Source organism: Sphingobium sp. TomTYG73, assembly GCF_055394245.1.
Window position 1 is genome coordinate 597,058 of record NZ_AP027339.1, and the last position, 15,492, is coordinate 612,549.

Genomic DNA, 15,492 nt, shown 5'->3' on the forward strand with positions numbered 1-15,492 from the left:
ATGGAATTTTACCCCGCATGACTCGTCCGCCGTTCAAGCGCATCTTGCTGAAACTCTCGGGCGAAGTGCTGATGGGGCAGGGGCAATTCGGCATCGAGCCGGAAACCGTGAACCGTGTCGCATCCGAAATCGCTGCGGCGAAGGATGCGGGCTTTGAAATCTGCGTCGTTGTCGGCGGCGGCAACATCTTTCGTGGCCTGGCGGGAGCCGCCAAGGGCTTCGACCGCACAAGCGCGGACTATATGGGCATGCTCGCCACCGTCATGAACGCATTGGCGGTGCAGAATGCGCTCGAAAAGATCGGCTATGACACGCGCGTTCAATCGGCGATCCCGATGGCGACCGTGTGCGAACCCTATATTCGGCGCAAAGCGGTGCGGCACATGGAAAAGGGCCGGATCGTCATCTTCGCGGCGGGCACCGGCAGTCCTTTCTTCACCACCGATACGACCGCGGCACTGCGCGCGGCGGAGATGAACTGCGACGCGCTGTTCAAGGGCACCAGCGTGGACGGCATTTATAATGCCGACCCTAAGAAGGTAGCCGACGCGGCGCGTTATGATGAAATCAGCTTCGACAAGGTGCTGAACGACAATCTGAAGGTCATGGACGCAAGTGCCATTGCTCTCTGCCGCGAAAACAATATCCCCATCGTCGTCTTCAACATCCGCGAAACCGGCAATCTGACAAAGGTGCTGGCCGGGGACGGAGTTGCGACGATCGTGCAAAATCAGGAGCGCTGAAAGACCATGGCTCAATATGACAAGGCCGACCTCGAACGCCGCATGCACGGCGCCGTCGAATCGCTGAAAGGTGATCTGGCGGGTCTGCGCACCGGCCGGGCCAATATCCAGTTGCTCGATCCCGTTACGGTCGAGGTGTACGGCGCGCATATGCCGCTTAATCAGGTGGCAACCGTTTCCGCTCCCGAACCGCGCATGTTGTCGGTGCAGGTGTGGGACAAGAGCAATGTCGGCCCCTGTGACAAGGCGATCCGTTCGGCGGGCCTTGGCCTTAATCCGATCATGGACGGCCAGACGCTGCGCCTGCCGATCCCCGACCTGACCGAGGAACGGCGCAAGGAACTGGCCAAGCTCGCCAGCAAATATGCCGAGGGCGCCCGCGTCGCTGTCCGCAACGTTCGCCGCGATGGCATGGACCATCTGAAGGCCGACGAAAAGAAGGGCGAAATCAGCGAAGACGAACGCAAGCGGCTGGAGACAGAGGTGCAGAAGCTGACGGACAGCACCATCGCGGATATCGACGCGGTCACAGCGTCCAAGGAGAAGGAAATTCTCGGCCAGTAAGCCGGGACGCTCCCTCCGTGTTCATCGCTCGCGCGCAACTTTGATGGCCAGCCAAGCCAAATCCGACTTCGCTCATGACGGCGCGTCCGGCCATGGTGCGCGCCATGTCGCCATCATCATGGATGGTAATGGCCGCTGGGCGAAGAAGCGGTTCCTGCCGCGCATCGCAGGGCATCGGGCTGGCGTCGAAGCGGTCCGCAGGGTTGCTAGGGCCGCGCGAGACCTTGGGCTGGAATGTTTGACGCTCTACGCTTTCTCCTCGGAGAATTGGAAGCGGCCGGCAAATGAAGTGGCGGACCTTATGGGGCTGCTGCGGCGCTTCATCGAGTCGGACCTAGACGAATTTCACGCCAATGGTGTGCGGTTGCGGGTGATCGGCAACTATCAGGCGCTTGATCCGTCTCTTGTCGACCTGATCGAGCGTGCAGTGGCGCGAACCGCGTCCAACAATGGACCGATTATCGCGATCGCGCTTAATTATGGCGCGCAGGATGAAATGGTGCGGGCGGTCCAGACTATCGCGCAACGGGTGCGGGCTGGCGAAATCGATCCCGAAGCCGTTCGGTTGGAAGATGTTGAAGCCGGGCTGGACACGGCTGATCTGCCGCCGCTCGACCTGCTGATCCGGACGTCGGGAGAACAGCGGCTGAGTAATTTCATGCTGTGGCAGGCGGCGTATGCCGAGCTATATTTTACCGAGATGCTCTGGCCCGATTTTGATGCGAGGGCGCTTGCCGAGGCGCTTGACGCCTTCCGTTTGCGGGATCGCCGCTTCGGCGGGCTTTGACCGATGTCCAGTGAGCTTCGCACGCGCGCGGTCGTTGGACTGCTGCTTATAGCCCTGGCCTCCGCCGCCCTTTACTTCGGGGGCTTCTTCTTCTGGTTGCTGCTCGTCGTCGCTGGCGTGCTAATGCAGGGGGAGTGGGCGGACCTTACGGGTGCTTCCCCTGAGCATCGGCGGCTTTCGATGTTTGCGGTGTCGGTGCCGCTGGCGCTACTCTGTCCGCTGGCGGCGGGCCTATCGTGGACAGCCTTTACGCTTGCGGTTGCGGCTTTCTTCTTTGTCATGCTTGTCACGCGATCGGCCCGTCTTCCGCTGGGGATATTCTACGTTTTCGTGCCGGTGATGGCGCTTATCTTTCTGCGTCAGCAGCAGCCGGGCGGGCTTCTGCTCGCCTTCTGGACATTGTCGCTGGTGTGGGCGACCGACATTGGCGCTTATTTCGCGGGGCGTTCGATCGGCGGCCCGAAGCTGGCGCCAAGGGTAAGCCCGTCCAAGACCTGGGCGGGGCTGGGCGGGGGCGTGTTGGCGGCGTTGATCCTGGGTTTCGTCCTGCATCGTTTCGCAGGGTTGCCGATCCAGCTTGCCGCTGCGAGCGGGCTGCTGGCGGTGGCGGCGCAGCTCGGCGACCTGCTGGAAAGCGCGATGAAGCGCCGTGCGGGTGTCAAGGACAGCGGAAGCCTGCTGCCGGGCCATGGCGGCGTGATGGACCGTTTGGACGGGGTCGTTGCGGCGGCGCCGCTCGCTGCTGCCCTCTATCTTTTGCTGGTGTTCCCATGACGCGCAAGGTTTCCATCTTTGGTGCGACAGGGTCTGTCGGCATGTCGACACTCGATCTGATCGAGCGTGATCGCGATGCGTTTGAGGTCGTGGCGCTGACCGCGCATAGCGACGTTGACGGGCTGGCTACGGTGGCGCGCCGGTGCAATGCCCAAATGGCTGTGATAGGCGACCCCGCGCGCTACGATGCGTTAAAGGCGGCGTTGCAGGGGTCCGGGATCAGGGTCTCCGCGGGCGACGCTGCTCTGGTCGAGGCGGCAGAGGCGGGGGCGGACTGGACCATGGCTGCGATCGTCGGTTGTGCGGGCCTGCGCCCTACAATGGCGGCGCTGAAGGCGGGCGGCACGGTTGCCCTTGCCAACAAGGAATCGCTTGTATCAGCGGGCGCGCTGATGATGGACGCGGCGGAGCATTCGGGTGCTACACTGCTGCCGGTCGATAGCGAGCATAATGCTATTTTTCAGTGCCTTGTCGGAAGTCGTTTGGATGATGTAGCAAGGATCATCCTGACGGCGAGTGGCGGCCCGTTCCGCACGCGCAGCCGTGAAGAGATGCGTCACATAACGCCAGCGCAGGCCGTGGCGCATCCCAATTGGTCCATGGGCGCGAAGATCAGCGTTGATAGCGCCACGATGATGAACAAGGGCCTGGAACTGATCGAGGCGGCGCATCTGTTCCCCGTGGGGCTGGAGCGCATCGAGATTTTGGTTCATCCCCAATCGATCATCCATTCGATGGTCGAATATCGGGATCGCTCGACCCTCGCGCAGCTTGGATCGCCGGATATGCGTATTCCTATCGCCAGCGCTCTCGCATGGCCCAATCGGATGGAAACGCCCTGCCAGCCACTGAACCTTGCACAGGCAGGACGGCTTGATTTCGAGGCTCCGGACGACAGCCGTTTCCCTGCGCTTCGTCTGGCGCGGCAGGCGGCGGAGCAGGGTGGGCTGGCGCCTGCGATCCTGAATGCCGCCAATGAAGTGGCGGTGGCGGCCTTCCTGAATAAGGCCATCGGCTTCCTTGATATCGCCATGATTGTGGAGGACGTTCTGAACCGCTATAGCGCGCCAGTGCCAAGCGGGATCGACGATGTGCTGGAAGCAGATGCACAGGCGCGACGCATGGCGGGCCAAGTGATGGAAAGATTGACGGCTTGATCCAAAATCCCGGGTTCCTGTTGACGGTCCTCGCCTTTGTAGCGGTCATCGGGCCGCTCGTTTTCGTGCATGAACTCGGCCATTATCTGGTGGGCCGCTGGTGTGGCGTGAAGGCGGAAGCCTTTTCGATCGGCTTTGGCCCGGAGATTGCCGCATGGGTGGACCGGCGCGGAACGCGCTGGCGCATCGGCGCTTTGCCGCTAGGTGGATATGTCCGCTTCAAGGGCGACATGAACGCCGCCAGCCAGACAGACCCCGCATGGTTGCAGCTTCCCGCGAGCGAGCGCGCCGAAAGCTTTCCGGCCAAGCCGCTGTGGCAAAGGGCGGCAATCGTCGCGGCAGGCCCATTCATCAATTTCCTGTTCGCCATCCTGATCCTGTCCACATTCGCCTTCGCTTATGGCGAGAGCCGAACCCCGGCTGTCGTGGGGAAGGTGCAGCCAGCCAGCGCAGCGGCGGCGGCGGGTATCCAGCCCGGAGATCGTATCCTGTCGCTCAATGGGCGAGAGATGGCGACCTTCGATGACCTTCGCTTTTATGCGCAGATCCGTCCCGGTGAACCGGTGACGATCCTGCTCGAGCGAGGGGGTAAGACGGTCGAGAAGCGGGGCAGCGTCGGCGCCGTTCAGGAGCGTGACGGCTTCGGCAACAGTTTCAAGGTCGGGCGGTTGGGCATCGCTCCTGGACAGCCGGTGATAGAGCCGGTGGAGCTTTGGCGCGCGCCTGTCGTCGCTCTCAAGCAGACGAGGCAGATCATTCGTACGATGGTCGAGACGCTGGGACAGATATTGGGTGGTGGCCGGTCGTATAAGGAACTGGGCGGACCACTCAAGATCGCGGAGGTTTCGGGTCAGGCCGCGACTTTGGGGGTCGAAAGTTTCGTATTCTTCATGGCCCTCATTTCGATTAATTTGGGGTTCATCAACCTGTTGCCAATTCCCATGCTGGATGGCGGACATCTGCTGTTTTACGGGGTGGAGGCTATACAGCGCAGGCCCGTCAGTCCGCGCGTGCAGGAATGGGCGTATCGTTCGGGTCTGGCGGTGCTCCTGGCCATGATGATGCTGGTGACTTTCAACGATTTATCTTCTTTCGGGCTCTGGGAACGCCTGTCCGGCTTGATCGGCTAAGCCGTATCGGGCAGGGAGGCGCGATTTAGCGCCGTGTTTCCCGGCGTAAACGAACATATGCTTTTTTGTAAAAGGGTAGAGCGGGTGACAGCGATGATGAGCAGCAAGAGACAGCGCCCGGTTGTCGCGGCCCTTCTGGCAACGACGATGATCGGCGGCTTGTCTGCGGTTCCCGTGCTGGCGCAGGACGCGCCGCAGCCCGCCGCGCCCGCGTCTGTCCCCGCCATGGCGCCGGCTGCCGGAACCATCCGCAGCATCAGCGTCGTGGGGCAACAGCGGCTCGAACCCGATACGGTGCTGTCCTATACCAAGCTGCGCATTGGCCAGCCCTTTACCCAGGAATCGCTCGATCAGGCGCTGCGCGACCTGTATGAAACCGAGCTGTTCGCCGACGTCCAGATCCGCAACGACAATGGTGCGCTGACACTGGAGGTGAAGGAAAATCCGGTCATCAACCGCATCGTGCTGGAAGGCAACAAGCGACTGAAAGAAGACAAGATCCGGCCGGAGATCAAGCTTGCGCCTCGCCAGATCTACACCCGGTCGAAGGTCCGCGCCGACGTCGCCCGCATCATCGAACTCTATCGTCGTCAGGGCCGCTTTGCCGCGACGGTCGAGCCCAAGATGGTGCAGCTCGACCAGAACCGCGTCGACATTGTCTTCGAGATTTCCGAAGGGCCTAAGTCCAAGGTCCGCCAGATCAACATCATCGGGAACGAGAAGTTCAGCGACGGCGACCTGCGTAGCCAGATGGTGACGAAACAGTCGCGCTGGTTCCGCGTCTTCTCCTCGGGCACCAGCTACGATCCCGATCGCCTCGCCTATGACCAGCAGAAGCTGCGTCAATATTATCTGACCGAAGGCTATGCCGATTTCCGCGTGATCTCAGCCGTGGCGGAACTGACGCCGGACAAGCAGGACTTCATCATCACTTATGTGGTTGAGGAAGGGAAGCGCTATAAGTTCGGCGACGTGAAGGTAGAATCCGACATTCGCGACCTGTCGAGTGCGTCGCTTACCAAGACGCTGCCGATGAAAAAGGGCGATTGGTACAACGCCAAGCAGGTCGAGGATACTGTCGACACGCTGAGCGAGACGGCGGGCCTGTTCGGCTATGCCTTCGCCGACGTTCAGCCGGATTTCAACCGCGACAAGGACAGCCTGACGATGGGGATTAATTTCCGCATCGCCAATGCGCCGCGCGTCTATGTCGAGCGGGTGGACATCAACGGCAATACGCTGACCCAGGACAAGGTGGTCCGCCGCGAATTCCGTCTGGCGGAGGGCGACGCGTTCAACAGCTTCCTCGTCAAGCGTTCGAAGGACCGCATCAACTCGCTCGGTTTCTTTCAGGAGAAGCTCGACATCGAGCAGAAGCCCGGCTCCGCGCCCGATCGCATCGTGCTGGAAACCAACGTCCAGGAAAAATCGACGGGTGAACTGTCGCTGTCGGCGGGCTTCTCTTCGCTCGAACGCTTCATCGTTTCGGCATCGATCACGCAGCGCAATTTCCGTGGCAAGGGCCAGGAATTGCGCACCAGCGTCAATTATTCCAGCTATTCGAAGTCGGTCGAAGTGGGCTTCACCGAACCCTATTTCATGGACAAGAATATCGCGCTGGGTGGCGATATTTATCGTCGCGACCTGAACAGCTTCCGATACACGGGTAACGGAAACGATCGCGATACGACATATAAGCAGACGACGACGGGCTTCCAAATTCGCGCGGGCGTGCCGATCACCGAATATATGTCGTTGGCGCTGCGCTACAGCCTTAATCTGGATGATGTGAGCCTGGATAAGGATACTTATTACACCAATGGGGTGTGCGACCCGATTCTGGCTGGTCGTTACCTGTGCGACGCCATCGGCAAGCGTACCACTTCGTCGCTCGGCTACTCGCTAATCTTTGATAACCGAGACAACCGTATCCGTCCCACGCGAGGAAATAACCTTGTGCTTAATCAGGATTTTGCGGGGCTTGGTGGCAGCGTCAAATATATCCGCACCAGACTTAACGGTTCTAAATTCTGGCCGTTGGGTGGCGGCTTCATCTTCTCGCTGTCGGCGGAAGGCGGCTATATCCACTCGCTGGAAGGTGAGCGTCGGGATGCTAGCGGAGCTTTGGTTGACCCGGTCCGTTTGACGGATCGGTTCTTCCTCGGAAATCCGCAAATTCGTGGTTTTGATATCCGTGGCATAGGGCCGCGGATCAAACGTTACTCGTTGGTTACTGACCCGGACAGCCCCACTGGATTCTCGCGTAGCACGAGCAATAACAATGTCCGCGATGACGCATTAGGTGGCAAAATCTATTATTTGGCCCGCGCAGAGGTCGAAATCCCATTGGGCTCTGGCGCCCGCGAGATGGGGCTTCGTCCCTCCATTTTCGTCGATGCTGGTGCAGTGGCCGGGCTGCGTAATCCAGTCACGACGCCATTTGGCGGCTATTGTTCGCTGACGCCTGTGACAGGCTCGAACAATCCTGCGCTGCCGGCGGTACGTACTAATCAGAACAGACTTGGTGATTGCACCAATGTCGCGCCATCAGGTTATACCGCCGCTTATCTCGACGGCACCGGATTTGAAGAAGTTTATCTCGGCGACACGCTCAAACCGCGTGTTTCCGTGGGCTTTGGCGTCAATTGGAACTCGCCGTTCGGGCCGTTCCGCATCGACATCGCCAAGGCCCTGCTCAAGGAACCAGGGGACGACACTCAGCTCATCAGCTTTAACGTAGGGACTCAATTCTAATGAATAAGATGCTCAAGGCCGCGGCGCTTGCTCTTGCGCCCATGACTGCCATCGCTCTGACCAGCGTACCTGCCGCAGCTCAGTCCAAGATTGGGATCGCTGTTGCAGACCTTCAGCGTGCGGTAGCGACCAGCTCGGCCTACACCACGGCTCGCTCACAGATTCAGACGACCTACAAGGCGCAGATCGACAGCTTCACCGCGCGCAAGAATGCGATCGACGCTGACCTGAAGACCAAGGGCACGGCGCTTGAGGCAGCGATGAAGGCGGCGGGCAACAAGCCTACGCCCGCGATCCAGACCCAGTATGAAGCCTATCAGAAGGCCGGGCAGAGCGGTCAGGCCGAACTGCAGCGCCTGGGCCAGCCGATCGCGCTCGCCAACGCCTATGTCGAAGAGCAGATTTCGGCAAAGCTGTCGGATGCGCTCAAGTCGGCGATGACGAAGGCGAAGGTCGACCTGATCCTGGCACCCGACGCCACCGTGTCCTACCAGCCGACCGTCGACATCACGCAACAGGTCGTGACCGAACTCAACGCGCTGGTGCCGAGCGTCGGCATCGTGCCGCCCGCTGGTTGGCAACCCGGCGGCGCTCGTGGTCAGGCGCCGACGCCTGCCGCCGCGGCTCCCGCCAACCCGTCGCAGCAGCCGACCTCGCGCTGATCGCAGCGATGACGGGGGAAGTTGAAGCGGCCACCGCCGCCGTGGGTGCCATCGATATTCGTGGCATCATGGCGGCGTTGCCGCACCGCTATCCGATGCTGCTCGTCGACCGCGTGGCCTCTCTCGTGGTGCGAGAGAGGATTCACGCGGTCAAAGCCGTGTCGATCAACGAATCGTTCTTCCAGGGGCATTTCCCTGGTCGGCCAATCATGCCGGGCGTGTTGATCGTCGAGGCGATGGCGCAGGCTGCGGGCGTGCTGACGGTCGAAACGCTCGATCTGCGAGGATCGGGCAAGCTCGTCTATTTCATGAGCATCGACGGGGCGAAGTTCCGCAATCCGGTGGAGCCGGGTTGCTTGCTGGACCTTCACGTCGAATTGCTTCAGATTCGTGGCCGCGTCTGCAAGTTTGTGGGCAAGGCAACGGTGGATGGCAAGCTGTGCGCCGAGGCGAACTTCGTCGCGATGATCGCCGATCCGCCGGAGGACTAGGCCGGGAGGGGTTGCGTTCGCGCGTGATCCCATGTAACCGCGCGCCTTCGCAAGAATTCGCATCCATGGCCGGTCGGAAACCGGCCCATTGACGGAGCAGACTCATGAAGGCCAATACCCACCCCGATTACCACCTGATCACCGTCCAGATGACCGACGGCACCACCTTCCAGACCCGTTCGACCTGGGGCAAGGAAGGCGACACGCTGGCGCTCGACATCGACCCCAAGTCTCACCCGGCCTGGACGGGCGGCAACCGCCAGCTGGACACCGGCGGCCAGGTGGCGCGCTTCAACAAGCGCTTTGGCGGCCTGACGCTGAAGAAGTAATCGGTTCCTTCGTGGAACGAATGAGAAGGGCGCCTTATGGGCGCCCTTTTTTGTTGGCTGCGGCGGTGTTCCAAGACGTCCCTTAGGGGTGGGGGTGCGAGCGTAGCGAGCTTTTGGGTTCGCTCTAAAAGAAGCTACCTTGCGCTAGCCCACCCCCGGCCCCTCCCGCTTGCGGGAGGGGAGCAGTCAGTTTTAGCTTGCAGCTTGGGCCTCGTCGAGGAACGCGGCTACATCATCCAGCGCCACATCCTTTGACAGGAACGTCTTTCCAATCCCCCGCGCCAGCAGGAAGGGGAGGGTGCCTGCCGCCATTTTCTTGTCATGCAGCATGTGGGCGACCAAAGCGGCGCCATCGGCCTTAACATGGGCGCTAGCAAGATCATGCGGCAGGCCAACGGACTTCAGATGTGCCGTCACCCGATCCGCATCCTCCATCGTGCATATACCCAGCCGCACAGAATAGCGGAAAGCGAGCGCCATGCCCGCCGCAACGCCTTCGCCATGTAGCAGCAGATCGGAAAAGCCCGTATCCGCCTCCAGCGCATGCCCAAAAGTATGGCCAAGGTTCAGCAGTGCGCGGCGACCGGATGTCTCTCGTTCGTCATCCGCCACGATAGCGGCCTTCGCTCGAACGCTTCGTTCGATTGCGAATTCGCGTGCGTCGCGATCGCCCGCGAGTAGTTTCTGCCCTTCGGCTTCACACCATGCAAAGAAATCCGGGTCATCTATCAGTCCATATTTCACGACCTCGGCATAGCCCGCGCGGGTCTCGCGCGCGGGCAGGCTGTCGAGCGTCGATGGGTCGATGAGGACAAGGCTGGGTTGATAGAAGCTGCCGATCAGGTTCTTCCCCGCGCTCGCGTTGATCGCGGTTTTGCCGCCCACGGAGCTATCCACCTGGGCGAGCAGTGTCGTTGGCACCTGGATGAAGTGGCAGCCGCGCTTCAGGATGGACGCGGCGAACCCGACGAGATCACCGATCACCCCGCCGCCAAGCGCCACGACATGATCACCGCGTTCCACTTCCAGGGCCAGCAATTGGTCGAGCAATTGCTCAAGATGTCGCCAGCTTTTCGTCTGCTCGCCTGCGGGCAGGATGATGGGTTCGACGGCGATACCGGCGCCGCGTAGGCTGGCTTCGAGCCGGGGCAGCTGCGCCTTTGCGACATTGGCGTCCGTCACGACGATCAGTCGGCCGCCGCGGGCATAGGGCGCAAGATGATCAGCCGCCCGGTCCAGCGCGCCTTGTTCGATCACGATATCGTAACTGCGCGCATCCAGCGCGACGCGAACTATTGCCATGCGGCCAGTTTCTCCAGGATGCGCTCGACCGCCACTTCGTGCGGGGCGGCGATGCTCTTCACATGAATGGGCGCGAGTGCGTAGACAGGATTGCGCACCGCCGCCAGTTCGGTCAGCACGACGCGAGGATCCTTGCCCTTCAAGAGCGGACGTCCTTCCCGCCGCGACACTCGATCGACCAAAGTGTCGATGTCGGCGTCGAGCCATATCGCAGTCCCCTGATCGAGGATAAGCGCGCGTGTCTCTTCCTGCATGAACGCGCCGCCGCCGGTTGCGATCACCTTTGGCTCGTCGTCCAGCAGCCGGGCGATCACCCGGCGTTCGCCATCGCGAAAATATCCTTCGCCATAACGTTCGAACATTTCCGAAATCGTCATGCCAGCGGCCTTTTCGATCTCTTCGTCCGCATCCACGAAGGCAAGGCCAAGCCGCGCCGCCAACCGGCGCCCCACCGTCGATTTGCCGACGCCCATCATCCCGATGAGGACGATGGAACCGCGCTTTGACTGCGGAGGCACGGATTTGCTGTTTCGCTGCATTGCGGAGGGGGCTATACATCCCCCCGTCGCAGAGGCAAATCGCAACTTTCCTCAACTTCACGGCTCGGCCGCACAAGGATTCATGAGAAGCAATCGTTCCTTCAGCACCTTCGAGAGCGGTTCGCGTCGTCGCGGCACGCGCTTGCCCATCATTCCCATCGTCCTGATCGTCCTGGTGATCGGTCTGGTCGCGCTGCTCTGGTCGCGCGGCGGAGAACGGCCGCAGCAGCGAGTGGAAAAGGCCATTCCCGCCGAAAAGCTGGGCAAATAAGGGCATGCGTCAAGGCCGGTTGAATGCGAAATGGGCGCTTGGAACGCTTGCGCTCGCTCTCACGCTGCCGGTGATTGCGCAGGAGTCGCCTGAATCGCTCCTGCCCCCCGGCTTTGGAGAGGCGCCGGAGACGCCACCGGCCGCTGGACCGCAAACGCCGCGTCCGGTGGGTCCGGCTGCTCCCGTGCCGATGATTCAGCCCTTGCCGTCCGGCAGCGCTATGACTCCTGCCAATAATGCAGTGGGGAATGGCCCGGACGAAGCGCTTTCAGAAGAAGAGCTGGCGGCGCAAAAGCAGAAATATGACCTTCCTGAAGGCGCGCATCGGTCGCTGGATCGAATTGGGCCGCTGACGCCGGAACGGCGTGGCATGGCGCCTGATGCCTTCGGCGCACAGTCCGGGCAATTTCTCGCCACGCTGATGAAGGAAACGCGAGCGCCGATCACGTCGCGTTGGGCCTCTATCCTGCTGCGGCGTGCGCTGCTCTCCGCGACCGACACGCCTCGTGATATCGACGGCGCCGACTGGGTTGCAGAGCGGGCATGGTTGCTGCTGCGCATGGGTGAGGCTGATAGCGCGCGGCTGCTGGTGCAGAGCGTCGATTCGGACAAGTTCACGCCACGCCTCTATGCGGTGGCGATGCAGACTTATCTGGCCACGGCGGATCCGGCTGGCCTGTGCCCTCTGTCGGCTGGCGCGCTGCGTTACAGCAAGGAGCCGGGGTGGGACATGACGCGGGCGATCTGCCCGGCATTGTCGGGCGATCAGGGGTCGGCGAGCGCTGCGCTCAATCAGGCCCAGCGGCGCGGCGTGGTGCGCGGTATAGATTATCGGCTTGCGGAAAAAGTCGTGGGCACCGGCTTTGACGCGCGGCGATCGGTGAAGATCGAATGGGATGGGGTCGATGGGCTGACCGCATGGCGCTTTGGCCTGGCAACCGCGCTCAATGTGGAAATTCCCGAACCGCTATATGCCACCGCCGGGCGCCACGTCCGCGCGTGGGAAGCGCGCGCGCCTGCGCTTAGCGCGGTTCGTCGCCTGCCAGGCAGTGAGGCGGCAGCGCGGCTTGGCGTGTTTTCAAGCCAGGCTTTGGTAGGTTTCTACAGCCAGCTTGGCGCTGACGGCGATGCATCGCCCGAAATCGCCGACCGGATCGACGCGCTGCGCACCGCCTATCGCGGTGGCTCGCCCGAAGAGCGGGTCCAGGCCATGCGGACGCTGTGGCGGGACAATGGCAGGCCCGATTATGTCGGCCTGATCGCCACGGCCAAAGCCGCCGCCGCTTTGCCGGTCGCGAACATTGATGCGCGAGAGGCCGCCCACCTGATCGCCGCCATGCTGACCGCAGGTTATGATCGCAGCGCGGCGCGCTGGAGCGGGGTGGCTCGTCAGGCGGAGGGGGATGGCGCTGGCGACCTTTGGGCGTTGCTGGCGGTTGGCGCGCCCAGTTCAGTTGTCGATATCAGCGAAGGCCGGATTTCTTCCTTCGCGGACGAAGCTGGCGCGGAAAAAGGCCAGATGCTGATTGCTGCGCTGGCGGGCCTTGCTCGCATCAATTCGCAAGCAAGCGCTTCATTGGCAAAGGATAGGGGGCTCAACCTGGCGGTGAACAGCCGATGGGCGAGGGCGATCCATCAGGCGGCAGCGAGGGGGGAGAAAGCCACCGTTGTCCTGCTCGCGGCAGTGGGCATGCAAACGGCGGAGTGGAATCGTCTGCCGCCCGCTCATCTCTATCATATCGTCGCTGCTCTGCATCAGGTCGGGCTTGATCCCGAAGCGCGGATGATCGCGGCGGAGGCGATCACGCGGATTTAATCTCATGGGAGAAGATGGCGCGCTGATCGGTCGTTTTCTGGAAATGATGGCTGCTGAACGGGGGGCATCGCGCAACACCCTGCTGGCCTACCGCGCCGACCTGGAAGGCGCGGCGGCGATTTTGGGTGGCCTCTCGATCGCGACGAAGGAAACCGTTGGGGGCTTGGCCACGGCCTGGGCGGAGCTGGCGGCCTCATCCGTTGCGCGAAAAGTCTCCGCACTGCGCGCATTTTACGGCTTTCTGGAAGAAGAGGGGTTGCGGGCCGACAATCCTTCCACGGCGCTACCACGCCCCGCAACGCGAAGGTCCCTGCCGAAGATATTGTCCGCGCAGGAAGTCGAATCACTCTTTGCCCTGATCGAACAGAAACTGGCGGTCGAGCATCCCAGCGCGTTGGATCTTCGTCTGTCCGCCCTGATCGAGTTGTTATATGGTTCCGGTTTACGGGCTACCGAACTGGTATCCTTGCCCCGTCGCGCGCTGGCAGCGGATCGGCCGTTCCTGATTTTGAAGGGCAAGGGCGCGCGCGAGCGACTGGTGCCGATATCGGATCGGGCGCGGGCCGCCGTTTCCATATGGTTGCCGCATGTCCCTGCTGAAAGTCCCTGGCTGTTCCCGTCGGGGAAAACTTATCTCAGCCGCATTCGGCTCTATCAACTGGTGAAGCAACTGGCCGCCGCCGCGGGTATCGCCCCGCAGCGGGTCAGTCCCCACGTGCTGCGCCATGCCTTCGCCACGCACCTGCTGGAAGGGGGAGCGGACCTACGCGCGTTGCAGTCGATGCTTGGCCATGCCGATATCGGCACGACGCAAATCTACACCCATGTCGATAGCCGCCGATTGGTCGAACTGGTCAACAGCCGTCATCCACTGGCGACAATGCGCCATCGTTTCGTTGACGAAGAAGCGTCTGCCCCCTAACGCCGTCGGCCATGGTTAGCTTTCTGGAATTTGAAAAACCTATCGCCGAGCTAGAGGCGCGTGTCATCGAATTGCGCGCTACGGCCAGCGCCGGCGACATCGATATCGGCGACGAGATCGACAAGCTTGAACAGCGCGCGACCAAGGTGCTTGTGGATACATATGCCAAGCTAACGCCTTGGCAGAAGACTCAGGTCGCCCGTCATCCCGATCGCCCGCATTTCAAGGATTATGTCGCGGGCATGTTCGACAATTTTATGCCTCTTGCCGGTGACCGCGCGTTTTCAGATGATCAGGCGATCATTGGTGGTCTGGCGATGCTGGGTGACCGCCGCGTCATGGTGATCGGTCATGAAAAGGGTGACGATACTGCCAGCCGCGTTCGGCACAATTTCGGGATGGCGAAGCCTGAAGGCTATCGCAAGGCGATCCGCCTGATGCAATTGGCTGACCGTTTTGGGCTGCCGGTCGTCACATTGGTGGACACATCGGGGGCGTTCCCGGGCGTACAGGCGGAAGAGCGCGGTCAGGCTGAGGCGATTGCCCGCTCGACCGAACAATGTCTGGCTTTGGGTGTGCCCATGGTCGCGGCGGTAGTGGGTGAGGGGGGCTCCGGCGGCGCGGTGGCGTTGGCCGCTGCGAACCGGGTGTTGATGTTCGAACATGCGGTCTATTCGGTCATATCGCCCGAAGGCTGCGCATCGATCCTGTGGCGCACCGCCAACAAGGCGAGCGATGCCGCCACTGCCATGCAGGTTACCGCCCAGCATCTTAAGGATTTGGGCGTCATCGACCGGATCATTGCAGAACCCATTGGAGGCGCGCATCGTGAGCCGGTGCAGGCGATCGCCAGTTTAGGTGCCGCCATTAGCGAAGAGTTGGATTCCCTTGCCGGATTGAGCCCGCAGGATCTTCGTACTGACCGGGCTGATAAGTTCCTCGCCATCGGCGCTTGATCTAAGGCTGCTTCCTTGGGAACATGCGTCCGGGACGTCGTTTCGTCTCGATAACGGGTTGAGCATGTCAGACGGTGACGTCCATCGACCTGTACGTCACGCGAATCACTGCACGGGGCGCCATTGCCATAAAGCAGTGTGCGTCCGCGTGGTGATCACCGAGGCAGGTGACGTGCAATCGATTAGCCGACGCATGGCTTATACAGATTATCTGTTGGAACGCTTCCCGACTCTCAACGCCTTGACCGTGCAAAGCGTGCTACGGTCTGCCCACGGGTCAAGATTATTACCTAAC

Annotated in this window: 16 protein-coding genes; 14 read left to right on the forward strand and 2 right to left on the reverse strand. The window is 61.6% G+C overall.

The window, feature by feature from the left end; genetic code table 11:
* Positions 1–17: 17 nt before the first annotated feature.
* From pyrH to rpmE, 10 genes are all read left to right on the forward strand, one after another.
* The gene (gene pyrH, locus ACZ5TH_RS03080) at positions 18–743 is read left to right on the forward strand and encodes a UMP kinase (RefSeq protein ID WP_196224070.1); all 726 of its coding nucleotides are present in this window, start codon (positions 18–20) and stop codon (positions 741–743) included.
* A 6-nt stretch (positions 744–749) separates the two neighbouring features.
* Positions 750–1,307, forward strand: a complete 558-nt coding sequence (frr, locus tag ACZ5TH_RS03085; RefSeq protein WP_460987776.1) for a ribosome recycling factor — start codon at positions 750–752, stop codon at positions 1,305–1,307.
* A 43-nt stretch (positions 1,308–1,350) separates the two neighbouring features.
* Complete coding sequence (locus tag ACZ5TH_RS03090; RefSeq protein ID WP_464794580.1) at positions 1,351–2,094, forward strand: isoprenyl transferase; 744 nt, start codon at positions 1,351–1,353, stop codon at positions 2,092–2,094.
* Positions 2,095–2,097: 3 nt separating this feature from the next.
* Positions 2,098–2,868: a phosphatidate cytidylyltransferase gene (locus ACZ5TH_RS03095; RefSeq protein WP_460987778.1), complete on the forward strand. Its 771-nt coding sequence runs from the start codon at positions 2,098–2,100 to the stop codon at positions 2,866–2,868.
* Positions 2,865–4,025: a 1-deoxy-D-xylulose-5-phosphate reductoisomerase gene (locus tag ACZ5TH_RS03100; RefSeq protein ID WP_464794581.1), complete on the forward strand. Its 1,161-nt coding sequence runs from the start codon at positions 2,865–2,867 to the stop codon at positions 4,023–4,025. Before ACZ5TH_RS03095 ends, ACZ5TH_RS03100 begins: the two co-directional genes overlap by 4 nt.
* The gene (gene rseP / locus ACZ5TH_RS03105) at positions 4,022–5,155 is read left to right on the forward strand and encodes an RIP metalloprotease RseP (protein WP_464794582.1); all 1,134 of its coding nucleotides are present in this window, start codon (positions 4,022–4,024) and stop codon (positions 5,153–5,155) included. Before ACZ5TH_RS03100 ends, rseP begins: the two co-directional genes overlap by 4 nt.
* 93 nt (positions 5,156–5,248) lie before the next feature.
* The gene (gene bamA / locus ACZ5TH_RS03110) at positions 5,249–7,909 is read left to right on the forward strand and encodes an outer membrane protein assembly factor BamA (RefSeq protein ID WP_464795044.1); all 2,661 of its coding nucleotides are present in this window, start codon (positions 5,249–5,251) and stop codon (positions 7,907–7,909) included.
* Complete coding sequence (locus ACZ5TH_RS03115) at positions 7,909–8,571, forward strand: OmpH/Skp family outer membrane protein (RefSeq protein ID WP_464772121.1); 663 nt, start codon at positions 7,909–7,911, stop codon at positions 8,569–8,571. Before bamA ends, ACZ5TH_RS03115 begins: the two co-directional genes overlap by 1 nt.
* 8 nt (positions 8,572–8,579) lie before the next feature.
* Positions 8,580–9,062 carry a 3-hydroxyacyl-ACP dehydratase FabZ gene (fabZ, locus tag ACZ5TH_RS03120; RefSeq protein ID WP_464779853.1) on the forward strand — a complete coding sequence of 161 codons (483 nt, stop codon included), beginning with the start codon at positions 8,580–8,582 and terminating at the stop codon, positions 9,060–9,062.
* 104 nt (positions 9,063–9,166) lie between these two features.
* Positions 9,167–9,391: a 50S ribosomal protein L31 gene (gene rpmE, locus ACZ5TH_RS03125; protein ID WP_066861944.1), complete on the forward strand. Its 225-nt coding sequence runs from the start codon at positions 9,167–9,169 to the stop codon at positions 9,389–9,391.
* A gap of 192 nt (positions 9,392–9,583) precedes the next feature.
* On the opposite strand, the gene aroB is transcribed toward rpmE, so the two are convergent.
* On the reverse strand, positions 9,584–10,693 hold the full coding sequence (gene aroB / locus ACZ5TH_RS03130) for a 3-dehydroquinate synthase (protein ID WP_464794583.1): 1,110 nt from the start codon (positions 10,691–10,693) through the stop codon (positions 9,584–9,586).
* Positions 10,684–11,232 carry a shikimate kinase gene (locus ACZ5TH_RS03135; protein ID WP_464779851.1) on the reverse strand — a complete coding sequence of 183 codons (549 nt, stop codon included), beginning with the start codon at positions 11,230–11,232 and terminating at the stop codon, positions 10,684–10,686. The genes aroB and ACZ5TH_RS03135 overlap by 10 nt, the downstream gene beginning before the upstream one ends.
* An 82-nt stretch (positions 11,233–11,314) precedes the next feature.
* Here ACZ5TH_RS03135 and ACZ5TH_RS03140 point away from each other — a divergent pair, with 82 nt between their 5' ends.
* The 4 genes from ACZ5TH_RS03140 to ACZ5TH_RS03155 are packed head-to-tail and all read left to right on the forward strand — an operon-like array spanning position 11,315 to position 15,197.
* Positions 11,315–11,503 carry a hypothetical protein gene (locus ACZ5TH_RS03140; protein WP_196224058.1) on the forward strand — a complete coding sequence of 63 codons (189 nt, stop codon included), beginning with the start codon at positions 11,315–11,317 and terminating at the stop codon, positions 11,501–11,503.
* 4 nt (positions 11,504–11,507) lie between these two features.
* Entirely contained in the window at positions 11,508–13,319 is a 1,812-nt protein-coding gene (locus tag ACZ5TH_RS03145; RefSeq protein ID WP_464794584.1) for a hypothetical protein, read from the forward strand.
* 4 nt (positions 13,320–13,323) lie between these two features.
* Positions 13,324–14,241 (forward strand): tyrosine recombinase, encoded by a 918-nt coding sequence (locus ACZ5TH_RS03150; RefSeq protein ID WP_464794585.1) that lies wholly within the window; start codon positions 13,324–13,326, stop codon positions 14,239–14,241.
* Positions 14,242–14,252: 11 nt separating this feature from the next.
* A complete protein-coding gene (locus ACZ5TH_RS03155) occupies positions 14,253–15,197 on the forward strand; it encodes an acetyl-CoA carboxylase carboxyltransferase subunit alpha (RefSeq protein ID WP_464794586.1) in 945 nt (314 codons plus the stop codon).
* Positions 15,198–15,492: the final 295 nt, after the last annotated feature.